Annotated in this window: 17 protein-coding genes; 3 read left to right on the top strand and 14 right to left on the bottom strand. The window is 42.5% G+C overall.

Annotated features, from left to right (window positions below; all coding sequences use genetic code 11):
• Positions 1-22: 22 nt before the first annotated feature.
• The 4 genes from kduD to ACY8D0_RS24380 all read right to left on the bottom strand — a co-directional run bounded on the left by kduD (position 23) and on the right by ACY8D0_RS24380 (position 3,548).
• On the bottom strand, positions 23-805 hold the full coding sequence (kduD, locus tag ACY8D0_RS24395; RefSeq protein WP_462413039.1) for a 2-dehydro-3-deoxy-D-gluconate 5-dehydrogenase KduD: 783 nt from the start codon (positions 803-805) through the stop codon (positions 23-25).
• Between the two features lie 208 nt (positions 806-1,013).
• A complete protein-coding gene (gene kduI / locus ACY8D0_RS24390; RefSeq protein ID WP_462413038.1) occupies positions 1,014-1,844 on the bottom strand; it encodes a 5-dehydro-4-deoxy-D-glucuronate isomerase in 831 nt (276 codons plus the stop codon).
• A 39-nt stretch (positions 1,845-1,883) separates the two neighbouring features.
• A complete protein-coding gene (locus ACY8D0_RS24385; RefSeq protein ID WP_462413037.1) occupies positions 1,884-2,897 on the bottom strand; it encodes a PfkB family carbohydrate kinase in 1,014 nt (337 codons plus the stop codon).
• Between the two features lie 3 nt (positions 2,898-2,900).
• Positions 2,901-3,548 carry a bifunctional 4-hydroxy-2-oxoglutarate aldolase/2-dehydro-3-deoxy-phosphogluconate aldolase gene (locus ACY8D0_RS24380; RefSeq protein WP_462413036.1) on the bottom strand — a complete coding sequence of 216 codons (648 nt, stop codon included), beginning with the start codon at positions 3,546-3,548 and terminating at the stop codon, positions 2,901-2,903.
• A gap of 296 nt (positions 3,549-3,844) precedes the next feature.
• Between ACY8D0_RS24380 and ACY8D0_RS24375 the strand changes: the two genes are divergently transcribed.
• Positions 3,845-4,621, top strand: a complete 777-nt coding sequence (locus ACY8D0_RS24375; protein WP_462413035.1) for an IclR family transcriptional regulator — start codon at positions 3,845-3,847, stop codon at positions 4,619-4,621.
• A 55-nt stretch (positions 4,622-4,676) separates the two neighbouring features.
• Here the strand turns inward: ACY8D0_RS24375 and ACY8D0_RS24370 are convergent, their stop codons facing one another.
• The 10 genes from ACY8D0_RS24370 to ACY8D0_RS24325 form a co-directional block, all read right to left on the bottom strand.
• Positions 4,677-6,227, bottom strand: a complete 1,551-nt coding sequence (locus ACY8D0_RS24370; RefSeq protein ID WP_462413034.1) for a response regulator — start codon at positions 6,225-6,227, stop codon at positions 4,677-4,679.
• A complete protein-coding gene (locus tag ACY8D0_RS24365) occupies positions 6,220-8,019 on the bottom strand; it encodes a sensor histidine kinase (protein WP_462413033.1) in 1,800 nt (599 codons plus the stop codon). The genes ACY8D0_RS24370 and ACY8D0_RS24365 overlap by 8 nt, the downstream gene beginning before the upstream one ends.
• Positions 8,020-8,292: 273 nt before the next feature.
• Positions 8,293-11,247, bottom strand: a complete 2,955-nt coding sequence (locus ACY8D0_RS24360; RefSeq protein ID WP_462413032.1) for a fibronectin type III domain-containing protein — start codon at positions 11,245-11,247, stop codon at positions 8,293-8,295.
• A 151-nt stretch (positions 11,248-11,398) separates the two neighbouring features.
• Positions 11,399-12,499 (bottom strand): glycoside hydrolase family 88/105 protein, encoded by a 1,101-nt coding sequence (locus tag ACY8D0_RS24355; protein WP_462413031.1) that lies wholly within the window; start codon positions 12,497-12,499, stop codon positions 11,399-11,401.
• 144 nt (positions 12,500-12,643) lie between these two features.
• Positions 12,644-13,993 (bottom strand): ABC transporter substrate-binding protein, encoded by a 1,350-nt coding sequence (locus tag ACY8D0_RS24350; RefSeq protein WP_462413030.1) that lies wholly within the window; start codon positions 13,991-13,993, stop codon positions 12,644-12,646.
• A gap of 121 nt (positions 13,994-14,114) precedes the next feature.
• Positions 14,115-14,951: a carbohydrate ABC transporter permease gene (locus ACY8D0_RS24345; protein WP_462413029.1), complete on the bottom strand. Its 837-nt coding sequence runs from the start codon at positions 14,949-14,951 to the stop codon at positions 14,115-14,117.
• Between the two features lie 8 nt (positions 14,952-14,959).
• Complete coding sequence (locus tag ACY8D0_RS24340; protein WP_462413028.1) at positions 14,960-15,901, bottom strand: carbohydrate ABC transporter permease; 942 nt, start codon at positions 15,899-15,901, stop codon at positions 14,960-14,962.
• 182 nt (positions 15,902-16,083) lie between these two features.
• Complete coding sequence (locus ACY8D0_RS24335; protein ID WP_462413027.1) at positions 16,084-17,196, bottom strand: type I phosphomannose isomerase catalytic subunit; 1,113 nt, start codon at positions 17,194-17,196, stop codon at positions 16,084-16,086.
• A 327-nt stretch (positions 17,197-17,523) separates the two neighbouring features.
• On the bottom strand, positions 17,524-18,822 hold the full coding sequence (locus ACY8D0_RS24330; protein WP_462413026.1) for a Gfo/Idh/MocA family protein: 1,299 nt from the start codon (positions 18,820-18,822) through the stop codon (positions 17,524-17,526).
• 218 nt (positions 18,823-19,040) lie between these two features.
• Positions 19,041-19,706 carry an LbetaH domain-containing protein gene (locus ACY8D0_RS24325; RefSeq protein ID WP_462413025.1) on the bottom strand — a complete coding sequence of 222 codons (666 nt, stop codon included), beginning with the start codon at positions 19,704-19,706 and terminating at the stop codon, positions 19,041-19,043.
• Between the two features lie 398 nt (positions 19,707-20,104).
• Here ACY8D0_RS24325 and ACY8D0_RS24320 point away from each other — a divergent pair, with 398 nt between their 5' ends.
• Positions 20,105-20,908, top strand: a complete 804-nt coding sequence (locus ACY8D0_RS24320) for an amino acid ABC transporter substrate-binding protein (RefSeq protein WP_462413024.1) — start codon at positions 20,105-20,107, stop codon at positions 20,906-20,908.
• Between the two features lie 14 nt (positions 20,909-20,922).
• Positions 20,923-21,609: an amino acid ABC transporter permease gene (locus tag ACY8D0_RS24315; RefSeq protein ID WP_462413023.1), complete on the top strand. Its 687-nt coding sequence runs from the start codon at positions 20,923-20,925 to the stop codon at positions 21,607-21,609.

Here is a 21,609-nt window from a genome sequence, read left to right as displayed (position 1 = left end):
CGGCTTCAGGTGTTTTCTTAGGTTATCTTGCAAGCCATCCGCCATCAACTGCGAGGATGTGTCCATTCATATAATCAGATGCCCTACTTGCCAAGAAGACAACTACACCCATTAGGTCAGCCGGAGTGGCCCAGCGGCCCGCCGGAATCCGGGCAGTGATTTCTTCTTTGCGCTCTTCGTTTGCGCGAATCGGAGCGGTGTTGGCTGTTTCTACATATCCAGGAGCAATCGCATTGATTTGCACGCCATATTGCGCAAGTTCATTGGCAAATGCCCTTGTAATACCGGCAACAGCATGCTTGCTGGCTGTGTACGGAGGAACGAATTTTCCGCCTTGGAAAGATAGCATGGAAGCAATGTTAATAATTTTTCCGCTCTTTTGTTCTACCATGACTTTGGCCACTTCTTGGCTCAAGAAATAAACGGAATTCAAGTTAATATCCATAACCGCATCCCAGTCTTCTTGCTTATACTCAAGAAGCGGAGCACGGCGGATGGTGCCTGCATTGTTAACAAGGATATCAATATGGCCGTAAGCTTCCACGCAAGCCGCAACGACTTCTTTGATTGCATCTCTGTTAGTCAGGTCGGCTTGGTAAAACTCGACGCGCCGGCCATGTTTTTCAATCAATTCTCTTGTTTCATCCCAGTTCCTGTCATAGGTAACAACAAAAAGATCGGCACCTGCTTTTGCCATAGCAACCGCATAACCCTGTCCAAGGCCGGTATTTCCTCCTGTTACAATGGCCACTTTTCCTGTTAATGCGAAGAAATCTAATGAGAAGTTATCTAACTGCGTAGTCATCTGATTAAGCCTCCGAATGGTATATTATTATTTTTTTAAAATGCTAAACTAAAAAACTCGGGGATTCCCCTGCACTAGGTGACTGACCTAGGCAGTGCGCTTTCGCTTTTCTTAGCTGATAGGAAAGTTAAACTTTCCTATCAGGCATAAGTGGTGCAACTACGCCTCATGAACCGCCCTTTAGGGCTTGCCAGTCGGCGAGTTTTCTTTATCGCAAATCTTCCATTTTTACAAAATCCATGTCATCGTAAGTAATGTTTTCGCCGCACATGCCCCAAATAAACGTATAGTTGCTGGTGGCAGTACCGGTATGGATGGACCAGCTAGGTGAAATAACCGCTTGTTCATTTTTCATGACCAAATGTCTTGTTTCATTTGGCTGACCCATGAAGTGGAATACGCGGGTATCTGGCTCCATATCAAAGTATAGGTAAACTTCCATACGGCGCTCATGTGTATGGCATGGCATGGTGTTCCAAACGCTTCCTGGGGAAAGCATGGTTAAGCCCATTTGTAACTGGCAGCTTTCACATACATTCGGATGGATGTACTGATGAATTTTTCTCACATTCAATGTGCCTGGCTCACCGGCTTCAAGCGGCTTAATTTTGTTTATATCAATTTTCACCGTTGGATAGGTGTGATGAGCAGGTGTGGAATTGATATAGAATTTTGCTGGATTAGAAGCATCCTTGGAGCGGAACAGCACTTCCTTCGTGCCCCGTCCCACATATAGGCCATCATAGCGCACCATATCGTATTCTAGGCCGTCAAGAATAACGGAACCTTCACCGCCGATATTGATGATTCCTAATTCACGGCGCTCAAGGAAGTAAGAAACCCCCAATTGTTTGTCGAGCTTAATGGTTAATTCTTCCTCAGCAGGCGTAACGCCGCCGAAAATCATGCGGTCAACATGTGTATAGGTTAAATGAACTTGTCCTGGTTCAAAAAGTTTTTCCACCAGAAAATGATTCCTTAACTCGTCTGTATTGTAACGTTTAATTTCTTCAGGATGATTGGCATAACGTGTTTCCATTATCGATTTCCTCCTCTAATATTCGTTAAAAATAATTGGCTATCTGACAATTTTTCCAGGTGCGCTATTGGCAAAGGTGCGAATTTCTTCCGGAGTGAAAATATTGCAGTCGCCATGGACCGTATGCTTTAACACCGATGCGGCTGTTGCAAAGGTGATCAGCTCATCCGGAGCAGCTCCTTCCAAAATTCCGTGAAGGATTCCGGCCGCGAAAGCATCACCGCCGCCCACACGGTCGACAATATGGTCAATTTGGAACTCCTTCGATTGGTAAAGCACACCCTCTTTATAAAAGTTCCCCTGCAGCGTGTTCGTCGAAGCCGAAATCACACCGCGGAAGGTAGAACTGATATAGCGGATATTCGGGTATTGGGCGGTAATCTTTTGATAATAGTAGTCGAGCTTGGCTTCACGGCTTAACGACTCATCCGCTCTCTCCATACCCAATAAGTAAATTGCATCCAACTCACCGCATGAACATATGTCCACATATGGCAAATAAGCTTTAATGGCTTCCCCAGCTTCCTGCTGGCTCCATAGTTTGGCCCGATAATTAAAGTCAAAGCTGGTCATGACCCCAAGTTCCTTGGCTTTCTGCAAAGAAACCAAGACCACTTCCCTCATGCCTGGTGCCAGTGCGGCGGTTATGCCGGAAACATGGAACAGGGAGGCATCTTTGAAAATTTCATCCCAATCAAGTTCGGCCACCGTCAACTGCGAAACACTGGAGTACTTACGGTCATAGGTGACTTGGGCGCTTCGTGGGCCCACTCCTGACTCCACATAGTAGGTGCCCAGCCGGTCTCCGCCTTTCAGCAGATAATCAGTATGGACCCCGTAGGATTTTAAATGATTTTCCACTGCCGTTCCCAAACTGTTATTGGGCACTTTACTGACATAATAAACATCATGGCCAAACAGTGAGAGTGAAACACTGACATTGGCTTCGGCCCCGCCATATAGCATATTGATTTGTCTTGCTTGGGTCAGCCGCTCTCCCACATTGGTCGATAATCTTAATAGAATTTCTCCAAATGTCACGACTTTTTTCATAGTTTATGCCTCTCTAGCCGCTTGTACTTTTTCTACATAAAGACGAGCCATTTCCGTAACTTTATCGAAATCACCCGTTTTAGCAGGCGCTACCAAGTTCCCGCCAACACCTACGGCGACACAGCCATTTTTAATCCACTTATCCACATTTTCCAGGCTCACACCGCCAGTTGGCATGATATTGACCTGTGGAAGCGGTGCCTTAACCGCTTTCACGAAGTCCGGACCGAAGGCACTTCCAGGGAACAGTTTCACAACGTCTACCCCGGCTTCTAATGCTTGCGTCATTTCCGTAATCGTCATGCAGCCTGGCATATATGGTATTTGGTACAAGTTACATAGTTTCGCAGTTTCATCATCAAAGCTCGGGCTCACGATATACTGGGCACCTGCCAAGATGGCGATTCTGGCTGTTTGTGCATCAAGCACCGTACCGGCACCGATGACAACATCTTGATTGTTTTCGTAAAAAGAGGTTAGTTCTTTAATGACGACATCGGCATCTTTCACTGTGAAAGTGACTTCAATCCCGTAGATTCCGCCTTTCACGCATGCTTCAGAGATATTAATCGCTTCTTCTTTAGAGTCTGCTCTAACGACAGCGACCACACCGCAATCTACTAATTTTGTGAGCGTTGTTAGTTTTTTCATCTTATCACCTGCTAGTTATTATTTCCTATTTGGAAATTTGATTTACTATATAGAAACTTACAAGACAATTATATATAATTGTATTGAGGATTACAACGAATATCTGAAATTCTATAAAATTTTCACTTTTATCTAAGGTTCTGTTAAATCGGGCTGTTGATTGCAGCGAAAGGTGCTCAGCTAACCCGCGGGGGTCGAGCTTATCTGCTCCAATCAACAGCTAAAAAAATCAACATAATGGTTTAACAAAGCCTTATCTAAAATAATTTACAATACGAAAAAAGTTGGGTGGAATTATGACGGAGACTAAACAGCTTTACGGCACCGTTCTCATTAAAGCAGATCAAATATTGGCGTATTTAGCCGCAGCGGACACGCCACAGTCACTAAATCAAATTGCAAAAGGGGCAGGTTTGACGAATCCCACTGCCTTAAAGATTCTCGACACCTTAACGGTAATCGGTTATGTCCGTAAAGATGAAGAAACGAAGAAGTTCAAGCTTGGCCCGTCTCTTATCCGGTATGCCAACAGGGCGATGAATCAATATGATATCAAGGAACTTGCCCAACCCTATCTGAAACAGTTGCAAACCGAAACAGGAGAAACTGTCCACCTCGGCATTCAAAACAATTCCCATATCGTGTATATCAACAAATTGGAAAGCAACAAGCCGATTTGTTTATATTCCCAAGTTGGAAAAAATTTACCGTTATACTGTTCCGCAATGGGCAAAGCAATACTGGCGGAAAAGCCCGATTCAGAAATCCAATCTTATATAGATCAAACGGAGTTTAACCGGTTTACTCCGTACACCATTACCGATAGTCAACTGTTCATGGATGAAATCGGCCGGATTCGAAAACTTGGCTATGCATTTGATAACCGTGAACATGAGGACGAAGTTTTTTGCATCGGCATGAGCCTTACCTTAAATGAAAAAAATTTCGGCGCCTTCAGTGTCAGCATCCCCTTTTTCAGGATCAATGAAGCGTTTCTCCACGATATCCTAGCGGCGATGAACAAATGCAGACAGAATCTATTAATAGACTTGGAAGATGCTTTTCCGGTTTAAAACAACAAAAGCTCCATCAGCCAGAGATTGCCTTTACAGCTGATGGAGTATTTTTTTAGAAATTTTTCCGGTATTCTGCCGGAGTATAACCCGTATATTTCTTAAAACAAATGCTGAAATACTGCGGGTTGCTGTAGCCTACCTTTTCGCTGACATCGCTTGTCCTGACTTTGCCTTCCCGCAACAACTCCATCGCTTTTTTCATGCGGAGCTCAAGCAAATAATCCCCAAAGTTAAACCCTTTTTCCAATTTAAACAAGTTGCTTAAATAAGGTGTGCTAACATGGATTACTTCAGCCAACTTTTGCAGGGTCAAGCCCCTGTCATGATAATTCTCTTTCATGTACTCAATGGCTTGGTCAACATGGCTAAAATTATTTTTATCCTTCCGTTTCAACATCGCTGCTGACCATTGCTCGACCAGTTTATTGAGAATCTCTATCATATCAGTAAGCGTTTGCATCCCCATGATGGTTCCATACATTTCCGAGGTGTTAAAGCTTTCTGTCTGTTCCTCATTCCACTTCTCCATTTCAAAAATCAGCAGGGTGCTGAATTTCAGGGCGATGACTCTTAAATCGGCTAACGTAACCGTCTTTGTTTCAAGGACAGCCTGGTTTAGCTGTTCGAGTGTTTGTTTCACTTTATCCGGTAAGCCGAGCTTGATTTGGTTTTCCAGTTTGGCTTGTAAATTCGCCAAATCTGTCTCCGGTTGATGATCCCCGGAAACCGTATCCTCGAAAGAAATGACTCTGCCAGTGCCCATGATATGCCGCAAATCCAAGGCCAGGCGGGATTCCAGATACGCATGGCGGAGTTCAAACAAGTTACCATAGGTTCTGCCATAGCTAATCGTGACAGGCTGCATGGCCTTACGGCTCACAAAGTCAAATAATTCTTGGGCAAGCTGCACCTTGGCGCCATCTTGGTCATTTTCCAATGATAATAAAGCCGCTATTTCATTGGGGCCCGCATCCAAAACAACTGAATCCACATTGGCAAACAAGGCTTCAGTGATTTCTGCCACTAGTGCCTTAAAATTGGGCCCTTCTGCCTCTTTGTTATACTGCACTAGCATAACTGAAAAGTACGGCCCCGCCATTTGAATCCCTAAATCAGCCAGTTCTTGTTCGATATCCATTTGTTGTTCATTAGCCTCTGCCAGCTTTTGAAAAAAGTTTTGTTGAAGCAACGGGATCGTTTCATGGATGCGTTTCTCCTGCGACATTTTCTCTTCCCATTCCGCCGCCGCCTCTTTTGCCTTCTGGAGCAGCTGATCACCTGTAACCGGTTTTAACAGGTAGTCAAAAGCCCTCAATTTAATAGCCTCTTGGGCATATTTAAACTCTTCGTATCCGGTCAAAAAAATAATTTTGGTGTCCGGGCTGACTTCTTTTACATGTTTAGCCATTTCCAGACCGCTCATAAATGGCATATTAATGTCAGATACCACCACTTGCGGCTGTTCTTTTTTGATTAGATCCAGGGCAACCGCACCGTCGGGGGCTTCTCCTGCCAAGATAAATCCATGCTCCTTCCAAGGGATTGCCTGGCATAGCCCACGGCGAATAATCCGGTCATCCTCCACAACGATTACCTTATGCATGTTTCACACTCTCCCCTTTTGTTTTGGGAATATGGACCCTCACGGTGGTCCCAAGGCCTGGTTCACTTAAAATCGTCAGTCCGTATTCTTTACCAAAATGGATCTTGATCCGTTCATTGACACTTTTCAGACCAATCCCGATAAACGTCTTTTCATCTCGGTAAGAAGACTCTACTTCTCTTGTGATTTCGTTCAATTTCTCTTTTTCTATTCCATTTCCATCGTCTGCCACGTCTAATATAATGTCCGTTCCCGATTGATAGCCTTTGATAGTGATATTCCCTTTACCGCGTTTTTGTTTCACGCCATGGTAGATCGCATTTTCAATCAATGGCTGTAACGAGAGTTTAATAATATTATAGGATAAAATTTCCTCATCGACATCTATGTGATAGGCAAAGTCATCCCCATAGCGCATCTCCTGAATGTACAGGTAATGCTGAATATGCTCCACTTCTTCCCGGATGCTGATAATTTCCCGCCCTTTGCTGATGCCTATCCGGAAGAAACTGGACAATGCGCTGATCATTTGACTGGCATCCTTATTCAGCCCCATATCACACAATCCTTTAATTGAGTAAAGAGTATTGTATAAAAAGTGCGGGTTGATTTGCGCATGCATAATCGCGAATTCGAGTTGCCGTTTCTCCTCCTGTTCCATTTGAATCTGCTCCATTAGCGTATTAATCCGCACAATTAATTCCTTAAAACCGTTATGAAGGATTTTCATTTCCTCGGGGCCAGACATTTCATGGTCTAAGTCAAGGTTCTTTTCATTAAATCGCGCCATCTGAAAAGCCATCCTTTCAAACGGTTTTGAAATAAACCTACCGATAAAATGGGCAAGGAAGATCGCAAAAAAGGCCAGCACGACAATTAATAAAATCGTAAAATGCTTGATATAATTCACCTTGTTAAGGATTTCACTTTCGGGGACAACGGCGGCAATTTTCCAGTTGTTCGACTCAAGGGTATCGTAAATCACAATCATATTTCCACCGACATTACTCTTATAGGTAAACTGACCTTTTTCCTTCGACTCTTTTTGCACGGCATGCAACGTTTCTTGATCCAGCTTGTACTCATTTTTTACATTTTTCGATTCAAAATTTCCATCGGGACTAATTAAGGTCAGGTAGCCATTTTTACCAATTAACGATTTATTCAATACCTTTTCAAAAAAATCTGTCCGTAAGTTAAATAACACCATACCTCTGGTTTTTTCTCCTTCCAACAACCGGAACACCGACATGACTTTATTGGTTTTGTCAAAATTGATGTCGGGGTGGAGATTTTCCCAATAGTAACCTTCCCTGTTCCCCTTAAATTTAGAAAAATATTCATTATAATGGATGGAAGGATAGTAATTATAGGAAGTCCGAAAAAACGAATGCTGCCCGTGTTCATATCCAATCAACACAGATTCCAAAATAACGCTATATCGCGTGTAAATCATTTGTAAATTCCGGTCGATATCTATCCTCGTTTCAGGACTCACTTCCGATTCATCCGTTTCCAATAGTGATTGGACCTTTGGGTCACTTGATAGCGACACAAGCTGCAAAAAGACATCCGATAGCATGTAATCCAGATAATTCTTCGTTTGAAAGATGGTATCATTGACATTTTTATAGGCATTTTCTTCAATTTGCGAGGTGGCCAAAACGGAAGAAACCCACCCTGAAATGAATATAAAAATAATAATGATGGGTAAGTACAGCGTATTGATTGTCGATTTAAACGAGTTGAAAAAATAACGGTTAAAAAAGTTCCTGATCTTTGCAGCCATCATTACCAGACTCCCCGTAAGCAGTTCATGGAAGCGTTTGCTCCTACATAAACAATAAACTATATTTGCCGCTTGGTAAACAGGTATATTTTATCTTAAACTGTTAATTAATGAAGTGAGTTTTCTCTCATTTAAGGAAAAGAGAAAGCTTCCCGCCATTGAAAAGCTTTCTCTTTTTAAAAAAAGCTCTGTTAGATTAGGCTGTCATTTCCGCTCCAATCCACAGTACTTATAAAATCTATCGTTTACCAGAACCTTTAAAAAAATATCATTATATTATTTTTTCAGACCATTTCCATTTCCGTTGCTACGGCTAAAATCCTTATTAAGCGTCAGTGTGATGCTCGGGCCAAAACCGCTCCACCTATATCCTGAGACTGCGGCAAGACCATCCGGGAACTCCTCAGTACCAGCTAATCTTTCACGCTTTGAATATTTGATTCCCTTTGCCACTGCTTCGACTTTAAAGGTATATTCTTTCCCTCTCTTAAGACCCGTTATAGTATAAGATGTTTCTTTTGTGGTCATATCACTATTGATTGGGGTAAATTCTGCTCCCTCAGGCTTAATGGGCTGGCCATTAACATACACCCGATAACCGATGACTTCTTGATTGGCAGCTGTTGCCTTGTTCCAAGAAAGGGTTACACTTTTCCCATCGTCCCCCATTTCCGGATTGATGCCGCCCGCAAACTTAGGAGCCCCGATTGCGTAAGGAACCGCTGTTTCCAGTTCATACGAGGAACCGTATCGCGTTTTATTTCCGGCCAGGTCTACTGCTTCAACCTCAATGATATATTTCGTACCAGGCTGGAGTTCCGTTAACGTATAGTTATTGGATTCAGCGAACCCATAGAATTCTCCGTTTGCATAGACGTTATAGCCAGCGATGCCTGTCTCATCCGTTGCCGGCTTCCAACTAACAGATGCCCAAGTGAATCCCGGGTAAACCACATCCACTGCTTGGCCACTAAAGGTGTCACTTGCAGAAATGGCTGTAGTGGGTTCTTTAATCCGGGTATCATTTGGAAGACCTGGTGCTGTGTTATCTGCCGTTCCCTTCGTTGTCACTTTAGTTTCCGGACCTTCGGAAGTGCGGTTTCCTATTGCGTCTGTTGCTTCCACTTTAAATGAATACTCCTTAGCTGGACTTAGTCCGGTGACTGTTAAGCTTGTCGTTTTCGTTGTTGTATAATCTGCGCTGATTTTCTTTCCATCTTTATAGATGGTATATCCCGCGACTCCTGTTGCGTCGGTTGCCCCATACCAGGTTAAAGTAACGCTCTTTCCATCTTCAGACGATACAGCTTCAACCTTTGCGTCATCTGACCATTGAGGTTCTTGGGACGCATCCGCAGGTGCTGCTGTTGTATTGTCAAAGACAATTCCTGTGGAATTCGTAATTCTCCACGGGTTTCCCCTATTATCTTTAACGTTCGTAAAGGACACATTTTTAAAGGTAAAATCTTTCGCGTAATCCATTTTTACGGAATAGACGTTGTCAAATTTGACATTTTCAAAGGTAATATTTTCGTGATAGACTTCCCCTACATCATTATTGCCTTGTACGAGTATCGCTTGCTTCTTACTGCCGCCTTGATTACGGACTGTTGTATTCTCAACCCTTATGTCCTTAAATTGAGATATTTTTTGTGCCGGTTCGTAAAGAATGGCCGCATTGGCATCTTCATAAGAGGATGTAAACACGAATGGTCCATCTCCATCAATTCCTTCTAATGCATTATCCCGGAAAAGGATGTCTCTTGCTCCGCCGCCCATTGGCGTGTTGGTTTTGGCACGCAGGCCGACATCTGTTTTGTACATAATGTTATCTTCGATTAAAAAGTCCTGGATCCAGCTGCCGGTATGGCTGCCTGTTACCACTCCGCCATGTCCTTCACGGATATAGTTGTTAAAAATCCACGCCTCTCCGGTCGGTTCCTCATCAGCAGCGGCTTGTCCCATCCCGGCTGCAAAGTTAATGGCATCATCACCTGTGTCTACAAAGTTATTAAACACGATAATGTTTTGGGAATCGCCAAACTCAAACCCATCGGCATTGTTGGCATCATAAGTTTTTGCTGTTGTGCCATTTACGACAATGTTTTTGCTGTGAAGGTTGACAATCCCATGGAAGGATGGGTTAAGCTGGGTAATTCCTTCATAATACATGCCGTCAACACCGCGTACGGTAATGAGATTGGAACGGGTAGAATAGGCTGACTTAGCAATCATTCCATCCACTTGAGCTGCATACGTTTGGGCTGCTGCCAATATCCCATATGTATTAGGAGAATCAAGGTTGAGCGGGCTCATTTTCCCATTTTCAACTTTAACGTCGCCGGTTACTTTTGAATTGCTGCCAGCCATTAATTTAGGGAGTTCATTCCCGGCTTCATCAATGGTTGGGGAACTCGGATCTTGCTTCCATCCATTGCCATCGATTGTGCCTTTTCCGACAATGCGGATGTTCTTGAGGCTGCCGTAATCATAAGTATGGGCATTGATGAGGGCATAGGAACGCTCATCTGTTGAGTAATCGTACACCCAGAAATTTCCGCTGTAATCTGCAGGGTCCGGTGAGCCAAGCAAATAGCCGTCCACTTGTAAAGTCATATCAGATTTTAGCCAGATGGCTCCAGAGATAAACTTCCCTTCTGGAATCACTACTTTTGCGCCAGGAGTGGCTGCGTCAATAGCTGCTTGAATGGCTTTCGTATCCTTTGTGTCATCATTCGGTGTGGCACCATAATCAACAATATTAAAAACCTTCGGCACAGCCGTTGTTTTTCCAACTATTTTGTTGGATGGTACAGATTCAATTCCTTCAGCATTGACAGAAGTGACATAAAATTCATAAGACTTATTTGGTATAAGATTTTCAACAGTAAAATTATGAATCAGAATATCAACATGATAATTATCTTTATCGATATTTTTATAGAAATTATCGATATAAGTTTTTGCCGGACCACCATTATCCTTTAAAGCGCTTCCAATTTTCTTGTCATTCATATAGACATTGAAGTCAACAATATCTTTGTAATTCTCTGGTTTGTCCCATACAAGAGTGATGCTGTCTTCATCAAAAGCAAGGTTCGGTATCTGCAGGTTAATAGGAGATGCTGGCGCCGGGGTGCCAGTTTCTGCAAGTGTTTTGGCGCCAAAATTACTTAACGCCAGTAATAAAACTAATATTATTGATAGTGCAGCTTTCAACCTCTTCAACATTTTTCCACCTTTCACCGTCTTTTTATATCAGTCTAGTACAATAGTCCTCCTTCCCCCAAAATTATAGAAACCTTTTCCTATGCATAAAAAGTCAGCATAAGAAAAGGTTTCTATCAGCGTTTTTATAATAAAAATTTAGCAGCCATATCCATTATTTAATCAGGTCGTAGTATGCCATGCTTCCTAAAATAAACGCGCCCATCCCATGCAGGTCATTCGTGGATGTCGGGCGTTCCACATAATAATCATACACCCCTGCTGAAGTGCCAATACAGATGCCGTTTAGATCAAGAGTAGTTTCTTTTTCTTCTACCATGTGTTCCAACAATCCCTTATATGCCTTGTCTACGACGGCACGGTAAGAATCGTCCACATAGCCATGTTGAATGGCTTTGGAAATGAAGTAAATAAACAAAGCGGAGCAGGAAGACTCGAGCCAGTTGTCTTCAAGGCCACCTTTATCAACTACTTGATGCCATAAGCCTGATTTTTCATCCTGGAACTGGACAATCGCCGGGATAAAGCTTTGAAGAGACTGGATTAATTGCTCTTGGCCGCGTTTCTTGTCACCAAGAATTTCAATTAAGTCAATCAATGCCGTCCCATACCAGCCAACGGAACGGCCCCAGAATTCCGGTGAACAGCCTGTCTCAGGGTCTGCCCATGGCTGAACTTTTTTCTCATCCCAAGCGTGATAAAGCAAGCCCGTTTTTTCGTCAATCATATGTTTTCTCATCAGCTTTTCCTGCAAGAGAACCATTTGAATCAATTCCTCTTCATGGAATTGCTGGCTGTACATCAGCATGAACGGTCCGCCCATGAACAGGCCATCGAGCCACATTTGATACGGATATTTTTCTTTGTGCCAGAAACCATTTTCGGAAGTCCGGTTAATGGTATCCAGAGCACTTCTTAAGCGTTTTGCCGCAATCAGGTATTTTGGATTCTTCGTTTTTTCATATAATGGAAACAGCAATATTCCCGTCATGGTAGAGTCCAACTGGTCACGCTCAAAACATACATTTCCTTCTTCATCAATCAGATTATCATAATAGGCTTTGATATATTCAAAGTACTCTTCATTACCGGTAGCCAGATACACTCGATAGACCCCATATAGGTAAACTCCCTGATGATAGTGGAAAGCATTGACCGGCGGCAGATCCTCGGCACGGAATTTTTCCATTAAGGCACGGCTAGCTTTTTCCGCCATCATTAACGGCGTTTCAGTTGTGATTTGTTTGGTTGTCATTCTCCTGTCTCCCTTAACTATTAGATTTTTCCGATTTATTTCCACATTTTACAATTTTATTTACGAATTTACTAGTTTTAATTGCGAATTCCAAGGATATAGACAAACTGGGTGTCAATCGAATCAACACCCAGTCAGGCTATCTTACTTTTTGTTAAAAGTCTTGTCGTATTTAGCTTTCGAATCTTCGATTGCTTTTGCCCATTGATCCAAAAATTCCTTAGCGGTCATCTTACCGCTCATAACAGATTGCACACCTGGGTCAACAATGGTATCAAGGATGGTGCGGTAATCTGGCAGATAGAATGGAGGCATATAAACCTTGGTTTTTGGATTATTATAAATTTCAAATGCTACTTTAATATGTTGTGCGTTTTGTACCCAACTATCTTTTAATACATCTTTGTTGGTTGGGATTTGACCAGTTTGTTCGTTCCAGTAACTTTGTGCTTCGTGAGAGTTTACGAATTCGATAAATTTCCAAGCTTCATCCGGATGTTTAGTAGATTTAAACATACCTAAGTTAACAGCGTTTCCGCCTTCCACTACATAGTTGCCTTTATCTGTTGTTGGAAGTGGGATTAACTTATAGGTGCCATCTTGTAGTGCCTTTTTGTGCTCGCCGTAAGAACCTGGGTTGTGGTGAACCATTGCTGCAACGCCAGTATCAAATGCAGCGATCATCTCTTTATAACCATTGGTGATATCGCTCTTTGGAGTCCATTTGTCATAGTAAGAGAAGTACTTTTTAACAAATTCTTCGTTCTTTGGATCATTGATGTTCGTTTTACCGTTTTTATCAAAGTAATCCAGTCCGCTGTATGCAAACATCGCACGTTGGATGGTGAAGGATGCACCAGCACCGCCGCGGATGGTAAAGCCATAACGGTTTTGAGCCGGGTCACGCAGTTTTTCGATGTCAGTAAAGAAGTCATCCCAAGTTTTTGGTTCTTGTAAACCAGCTTGCTCAAACCAGTCAGTACGGATCCAGAGAGCATCTACGTTTTGTGCATATGGAATACCATAAAGCTTTTTATCCTGGGTAATTTCTTTGTTTACATTAACGGCACCTTCGTTCAATTTCTTGCTGATTTCCGATTTATTATAGTAAGAATCAAGCGGTTTCAAAGCTCCGCGGATGGCAAACTCCGGAAGCCAAGTGGTTTGCAAGGAACCAAGGTCTGGAGTATCCTCAGCAGCAATGGCCGCGTCGTATTTTGATTTTGCCTCACTGTTAGGAATACCTACATATTCGACTGTAATATTTGGATATTTTGCCTCGAACCGCTTAATGACTTCCTCCCATACTGGTGTACGTGCAGGTCCTGCGTTTTCATCCCAGAACGTAAGGGTAACCGGTTCATCGGATTTTTCTGCTGTTTTTTTGGTCGTGCTGGCTTTTTCCTCTGTGCTGCCCCCGCCGCAAGCAGTTAGAAACATACTGGATGCTACAGTAAGAGCAAGAGCAGTCGTTGCAAATTTTTTCTTTAACATGAAACTGCCTCCCTTTATTTTTTTGCCGTTAGGAAAGGATAAAACTTTCCTATCAGGCATAAGTGCAACTACGCCTCATGAACCGCCCTTTAGGGCTCGCCAGTTGGCGAGTTTTCTAATATTAACCTTTCACAGCCCCACCCATACCATTGACAAGGTGCTTCTGCGCATAGGCGAATAACAAGATTGCCGGAATTAAAGCGATTACACTTCCTGCTGCCAAAGCTCCATAGTTGACGTTAAACTCACCCAACATTGTACTTAATCCTACTGGGAGGGTGAACTTGTCTTGCTTGTTGGTCAGCATCAATGCGATAAGAAACTCATTCCAAGTATAAATGAAGGTGAATACACCTGTTGCAACTATACCTGGCAGTAATAATGGAAAGACTACATGGCGTAATGATTGTAGTTTGGAACAGCCATCAATCATCGCTGCTTCTTCTAACTCTTTTGGCACGTTTGAAATGAATCCGCTCATTAAGATGGTGGTAAACGGAATTTCAACCGCTGAATAAGTGATTATTAAGGAAAGTGGATTACTGATTAACCCGAGATTCTTGAAAATGATGAACAACGGAATAATCATCATCGCCCTTGGGATAAACTGGGTGCATAAGAGCATGAGCATGAAAACTCGTTTTCCTTTAAACTGGTATCTTGCTAATGCATAACCCGATAAAGTTGCGCAGACAAGAACCACAATCACGGCTGATACACCGACGATCGCACTATTTTTAAAGAAAGTGGCAAATCCGATATTTGTCCAAGCATTGACAAAGTTATCAATCGTCGGATGTGCCGGCAGGTATTGCAATGGACGTTTGATAATATCTCCCTCTGGCTTAAACGCTGTATTAACTGTCCAGTATAACGGGAAAATAGTGAAGCACAGCATAAAAGTGATGGGAAGATACATGGTTAAAAATCTGTCAGCTTTTTTATTATTAAATAACATCCCAGACGTCACTCCTTTTCATAACGGGATAATTTCAGATAAACCATTGCAAAGATTAACAGGATGGCGAAGGAAACGACTGTTAATGCAGAGCCATATCCGAAATTGCTTCCATGGACCGCTAAGTCAGCTATATACATGGTAAGAGTGGTTGTTGAATGTGCTGGACCACCGCCCGTTAAATTAAACAATAGATCGACGTTGTTGAATTCCCAAACAACCCTTAGTAAGGTAGTCAGGACAATCGTATTTTTTAGTTGTGGCAAGATCACATAGATAAAGGTTTTCCATCTGCTGGCACCATCCACTTTAGACGCTTCATATAATTCTGTAGGAATACTTTGTAAGGAAGCCAGCAAGGTAATCGCGAAGAATGGAATCCCCCTCCACATTTCGGCAATGATTACGGCTGTAAATGCAGTAGTTGTACCGGCCAAGAAAGCCTGTGGTTCATCCACCAATCCTAATTTCATGAGCAAATCGTTCAGTACCCCCATATGTTCGTTAAAGATTAACGACCACATTGAGGATGCAAGTACTCCGGATATCGCCCAAGGAATGAAGGCAACCGCCCGCACCAATCCTCTAAGTTTAAAAGTTTGATTTAATAGTAATGCAACGATCATACCAAAAACCAATTGAAGGCCCACTTCTGATACGACCCATTTCAAGCTGTTTAGCAAGCTTGGGAGAAACATTTTGTCTTCTGTAAAGATGTTTTTAAAGTTATCCAAACCGGCAAAACCATTATAGAATGGTGCTGCCACATCATAGTTTTGAAGACTGTAGTAAAATACTGTCCCTATCGGATAAAATAGAAACCCTATGACTAAGACAAGAGAGGGAAGTATGAATAGGTAAGGGGTAAGATTTCCCTTAGTTATCTTTTTCTTTTTTAATGACTTTTCTGTGTTGATTGTGTTTTCTGTCACTCCGCTTGAAACATTCATCTTGTTTCCTCCTTTCTTGACTACATTCTAAATGAAAACGGTTTCTTAAATAATTAAAGATTTTAATATGTTTTAATAAAATTTTAAGATATTAATGTCTTTTTTTGTCGATTTATTCACAAATTCAGCTCGGTTTACATTTAACATAGCTAAAAATACATAAATGGCTTTACATTGTGCTTTTAGTAACAAACTTCGGGCCCGAACATGCGTAATGCCTTAACCGGGGCTGGGCCATTATTTATGATGGTAAAACTGATGACTTGGGCAGGAATAAACAGCTGATCACCTTTTTTTAGATCTTGGTGATGGTCACCTGTCATGATGGCGGCACTGCCGGAGAGGAGATAAAGTCCCGAAAAAACCCCATCACCCTTTATTTCCATTTGATTTTCTACTTCTACTTGCGTCATGCGAAAATAAGGGGTCCGTTTATAGCCGATTAATTCCACTTCGCGATTGCTCTCCGATTCCGTTAAAGTTTCCGGAGCAACTTGCCATTTCCCCAGAGTTTCCTCCCATGAATAGGAATCGTATTTAAAAATGTCAAACATCTTATCAAACCCAATGCCTTGATGAATTAAGTAATCCTCAATATGCAAGCCGGAAGGGGATGTTCTTTCCATGCGGATAGTAAAATCAGTCGGCTCTTGAATCTCGACCAGCAGGCAGCCTGGCCCGATGGCATGGGGAATCCCCGCTTCAATCAGGAAAGTATCGCCGGGTGAAACATAATATTTATGAAGGCAGCTTAGCATGCCCTCGATATCTTGTTTGTCAAACAACTCTTTCCAATATTCTGTTGTAACACCGGATTTAAAGCCAACATACACATGCGGCGGTTCACCATTAATCTCCCGGCCGCCTACAAAATGCCAGCATTCGGTTTTGCCATAACTTGAATCAAAAAATTGCTTTGCTTTCTCCTTATCGGGGTGAACCTGAACGATCAAACGTTCTGCTGAATCAATTAGCTTGACTAATACTCCCGTCTGGGTGCCGAATCTTTCCACATGCCTTTTTCCTAAAAATTCTTCCGGATTGGCTTCCACTATTTCTTTCAACGTAATGTCCGCATCCAGAAGATCGAGCTTGTTCAACCCGTCATCCTCACGGCCAATTGTTCGGCTGGAAACTATGGAAATCATCCATTCTTCCGGGAAATGACTGTCCTTTGGGTTTTCGGCACCATGGAGTTCTTCAATCAGTTTTCCACCCAAATAGGTCCGCCAAGATCTAGTGGGCTTTAATTTAATCGGATTGGCGCTATCAATTTTCACTCGAGTGTCGTTCATAACCTGTCTGCCTCCCTGATAATTGTGTACCTCCCTTTACATGTTACTTGAAAACGATTTCAGGAAAAATGGATAATTTTTTGGGTTTATTATAAAATTTTAAGATAATTATAGAGATGTCTTTTTACTCTGCTAAATCGGCTGTTGATTTCCGCTTTAGACGTTCAGCGTACCCGCAGGCGATCCGGGGAGCGTCTTCCGCTCCAATCAACAGAGTAAAAAATCAACAGTATCGTTTAACAAAGCCTTTTTTAAAAGGGATTAATAGCATATAAAAAAACATACTAACAGTCATGAATCACTGTTAGTATGTTTTTTATGTTTATATTACTTTTCCACTAACTCTTTAGAATCCTGTAATAACTCCTCTATCTTAATCGGACGCTTTTCTTGGACAGAGCGCCATACACCTTCTCCAACAGCTATAGAATAGGCCCCTGCTTCAGAACCGGCTAGGATAGGGTACTTTCTCGCTGGGTCTGGTCCTAGGAATAAGTCGGAAATCAACACGGGATCGCCTCCGCCATGTCCTCCTGCATTTTTCACGACTTCTATCGTCTCTTTGCCGCCAAATAGCGGGTAATACTCAATCGTCTGCTCTGGATATTTAAATGGAATCCGAGACGGTTCATGGTACTCGGTTGTTTCAATCCGGCCTTTTGTTCCATTGATTGCCAAGCGGTAACCTTCATATGGCAGTGAGAAGTTAATGGAATAGCTAAGCAGGCTGCCGCCATCATATTTCACTGTCGCCGTGTAAGTATCCTCAATGTTGATCCCCTCGTCATAGATACAGGCATCCGGGCGATAGTCTGTGTAAGGGACTTCCTTATATACGCCTGCCAAGAGGTGGTCATCCTTTACACTGTTTTTGCCGCTGCGCGGGTTCCAGCGCATAAAGTAATCACAATTAGCTTGGTCTTCACAAGTGCCGCAAAACCGGCTTGGCACTTTTTGCGGATTAAGGCCGCCGTTCGGACCATAATAGTTAAGAGCGCCAAACGAAAATACTTCCTCCGGTTTTTGATCCAGCCACCAGTTCACTAAATCAAAGTGATGGGTCGATTTATGGATGGACAAGCCTCCTGAGATTTCCCGGTACCGGTTCCACCTTCTGAAGTAGCTGGAGCCATGGAAAGTATCAATATACCAGTTTAAGTCAACGGATGTAATTCTGCCCAATTTGCCTTCCAGAATCATTTCTTTAATTTTTCGATGGAAAGGATTATATCGATAATTGAATGTCACGGTCACATTCGCTTTGCTCTGTTTTTCCGCCTGCATGACCCGGTAAGCATCGGCAGCATTCGTTACCATTGGCTTTTCTGTCATAACGTCAATATCCCTTTTTAAGGCCCCTAGAATATAATCCACATGGGAATCATCTCTGCCTGCAACAACGACACAATCCGGTTTGGTTTGGTCAATCATTTGATCAAATTGATCTGGCGAAAAGGTTGGTACTTGTTCAAGCTGTGGAAATTGATTTTTGCAAACGTTAAAGCGCAGCGAATCCGGGTCTAGCAGTCCAACAATCTGGTTTTCTTCTGAAAATTCATTGATGAGGGGTTTAATAAACATATTAATTGCCCGGTTACTAACTCCACAAATGACATACTTTTTCATTCTCTGGCCTCCAAGTGTATGTGTTGAATAATGTTAACGTTAACATTTTAGCGTGCACAAATATGTTATCGCTTTCTTTTATTTTAATAGATTTTGATTTTTATTCAATGAAAAATATATGAAAAATTAGATGGCCGCTATTTTATATAAAAACTTTTCCTATGATTATCTCCCCCCACTCCAAAAACACAGGAGTAAAGGGGGATAAAAGCTTTGTTTTAGCAGGCTAAACCACAGGAGCAGCGTGTCTTTCCGAGTAATATGGAATAGGCGGCCGGGAATTCCTGATTTACGCGCTGGACCTCTTTGGCAAATTCCTCCTCGGTTTTTGGTACTTCTTTTAATGAATCGGCTTTGGCTTGTGTATCGATGTAAGCCCCTGGGGGAACGAACCGGTTGGGCTTAATGGTCACTCCACCAGTTACGACAGCAGTGGATGAGATAAAGCTGCCTTCCCCAATGGTGGCATTATAGACAATCGCTTTAAATCCAATAAATACTTGATCCTCTATTAAACTTGGCCCATGGATGAGCGACCCATGGGCGCAAGATACTTCATTTCCGATATAAATGGAGAATTTTTGATCGTTTTTATCCACATATTTTTCCTTTAGGCCATGAAGGATCACCCCATCCTGCAAATTGGTGTTACGGCCAATATAAAAAGGCGTACCTTCATCCGCTCGTATACTGACGAACGGTGCGGCAAAGGAGTTTTCGCGGATGGTGACATCGCCTACAACAAAGGTAAATGGACTTAATAACGCTGTCTGGTGGATTTTTGGGGTCAACGGATTCGGATTCCATGATGTCGGTGGATTAGAGCCGACGAAGTAACTGTATATATTATATGGCCCATGATGATGAATTGAATGATTTCTCACTATTAAAGGCCTCCTTTCTGCAACTCCTTATGATTAAATACTTACGTACGATTCTGGAATTCATTCTACATTTCTTGGCTCTTAAATGTGTCTGTTGATTGCAGCGAAAGAAGCTCAGCGAACCCGCGGGCGTGCCGGTCAGCCTCCGGCCCCGTACACCCGCAGGAGTCGAGCTTATCCGCTCCAATCAACAGGGTTACAGCTTGCTTAATGAACAAGCTTGAAGTCAACAATTCAGCTAAATTCAGCTTTGGATTTTTCTAGTATAAAACTAATAATCAGGTGAGAGATTAAAATTAGTTACAAACCGTATATTTGACAACGAACATGGCCTGTAATATCTTATTTAAGGTTGAAATTATTATCCCAATATAATAACTAGGAGTTGAAAGACCGTCATGAGGAAAATCGCACTAATTTTAACAGCACTCCTTTTCGCCCTCACTTTGAGTGCCTGCGGCAATAAAGATAGCAAAAAGGGGAGTACTAGCGAGAAACAAAGCCATTACGACCAAATCAAAGACAAAGGTGAAATTACCATAGGAACGGAGGGAACCTATGCCCCGTTTACGTTCCATGATGATTCTGGCAAACTGACCGGTTTCGATGTAGAAATTGCCAAAGAGGTGTTTAAGCGATTAGGCATTAAACCAGTCTTTGTGGAGACGAAATGGGATGGCATGATTGCCGGCCTTGATTCCAAGCGTTATGACATGGTGGCAAATGAAGTGGCAGTCCGCCCGGAACGCTTAGAGAAATACGACATGTCCGATCCGTATATTGTTTCAAAAGCCGTTTTGATTGTCAGTGAAAACAATAACGATATCAAAACCCTGGATGACTTAAAAGGCAAAAAAGTAGGACAATCTCTAGACAGTAACTACCGTAAAATTGCCGAAGAACATGGAGCAACCAATACCGTGGTTGACGGATTTAATCAAGCCATTGACCTAATTACTTCAGGCCGTATCGATGCAACCCTTAACGACAGTCTTTCTTACCTTGATTTGAAAAAGCAGCGCCCGGAACTGCCGATTAAAGTCGCTTATGACAAAATTGAGAGTACAAACAATGCGTTCCTTTTCAGAAAAGGTGAAGATGAACTTGCCAAAGCAGTGAATGGTGCTCTTGCAGATATGAAAAAAGACGGTACGTACCTAAAAATTTCAAACAAATATTTTAACGAGGACGTATCTAAGTAAAGGACTGGAGCCAAATGTTTGCCGATCAAGAACGATTTGACCGTATTGTAGGAATCCTTAGTGATTCCTTTTTTCCTATTTTGAAAGCCGGGATTCAGTTTACCATACCATTAACATTAATCACTTTCGTATTAGGACTTATCCTGGCCTTCTTTATTGCCTTAGCCCGTATAACCAATATCAAAGTACTTAATGGAGCGGCTAGATTCTTCGTTTGGATTTTCCGCGGCACCCCTTTGCTGGTGCAAATTTTTATTTTGTTTTATGGACTGCCAAGTTTGGGCATTACCCTGAACCCGTTTCCGGCCGCCATCATTGCCTTTACCATCAACGTGGGAGCCTATAGCTCGGAAATTATCCGCGCAGCGATCCTTTCCATCCCGAAAGGACAATGGGAAGCAGCTTACTCGATTGGGATGACTCAATCGCAAGCGATGAGACGGATTATTATCCCGCAAGCGGTCCGCGTTTCCCTGCCGCCGCTTGGCAACTCGTTTATTAGTTTAGTCAAAGATACGTCTCTCGCCGCCACGATTACGGTGACGGAATTATTCCAAAAAGGTCAGCAGATTGCCGCGTATACCTATGAGCCGCTTTGGATTTACATCGAAGTCGCCTTCATTTACCTGATATTCAGTACGATTCTCTCTTATCTCCAAAACAAGTTGGAAGTCCGGTTTGAGAGAAGTGTTGCTAAATAA

This window comes from Neobacillus camarae (assembly GCF_054950115.1).
Note: the sequence above shows the minus strand (reverse complement) of the source record. Positions and strands in the feature narration are given on the sequence as shown.

Coding starts and splice junctions, on each gene's coding strand:
- kduD (WP_462413039.1), bottom strand. CDS start 805: ATGACTACGCAGTTAGATAACTTCTCATTAGATTTCTTCGCATTAACA.
- kduI (WP_462413038.1), bottom strand. CDS start 1,844: ATGGAAACACGTTATGCCAATCATCCTGAAGAAATTAAACGTTACAAT.
- ACY8D0_RS24385 (WP_462413037.1), bottom strand. CDS start 2,897: ATGAAAAAAGTCGTGACATTTGGAGAAATTCTATTAAGATTATCGACC.
- ACY8D0_RS24380 (WP_462413036.1), bottom strand. CDS start 3,548: ATGAAAAAACTAACAACGCTCACAAAATTAGTAGATTGCGGTGTGGTC.
- ACY8D0_RS24375 (WP_462413035.1), top strand. CDS start 3,845: ATGACGGAGACTAAACAGCTTTACGGCACCGTTCTCATTAAAGCAGAT.
- ACY8D0_RS24370 (WP_462413034.1), bottom strand. CDS start 6,227: ATGCATAAGGTAATCGTTGTGGAGGATGACCGGATTATTCGCCGTGGG.
- ACY8D0_RS24365 (WP_462413033.1), bottom strand. CDS start 8,019: ATGATGGCTGCAAAGATCAGGAACTTTTTTAACCGTTATTTTTTCAAC.
- ACY8D0_RS24360 (WP_462413032.1), bottom strand. CDS start 11,247: ATGTTGAAGAGGTTGAAAGCTGCACTATCAATAATATTAGTTTTATTA.
- ACY8D0_RS24355 (WP_462413031.1), bottom strand. CDS start 12,499: ATGACAACCAAACAAATCACAACTGAAACGCCGTTAATGATGGCGGAA.
- ACY8D0_RS24350 (WP_462413030.1), bottom strand. CDS start 13,993: ATGTTAAAGAAAAAATTTGCAACGACTGCTCTTGCTCTTACTGTAGCA.
- ACY8D0_RS24345 (WP_462413029.1), bottom strand. CDS start 14,951: ATGTTATTTAATAATAAAAAAGCTGACAGATTTTTAACCATGTATCTT.
- ACY8D0_RS24340 (WP_462413028.1), bottom strand. CDS start 15,901: ATGAATGTTTCAAGCGGAGTGACAGAAAACACAATCAACACAGAAAAG.
- ACY8D0_RS24335 (WP_462413027.1), bottom strand. CDS start 17,196: ATGAACGACACTCGAGTGAAAATTGATAGCGCCAATCCGATTAAATTA.
- ACY8D0_RS24330 (WP_462413026.1), bottom strand. CDS start 18,822: ATGAAAAAGTATGTCATTTGTGGAGTTAGTAACCGGGCAATTAATATG.
- ACY8D0_RS24320 (WP_462413024.1), top strand. CDS start 20,105: ATGAGGAAAATCGCACTAATTTTAACAGCACTCCTTTTCGCCCTCACT.
- ACY8D0_RS24315 (WP_462413023.1), top strand. CDS start 20,923: ATGTTTGCCGATCAAGAACGATTTGACCGTATTGTAGGAATCCTTAGT.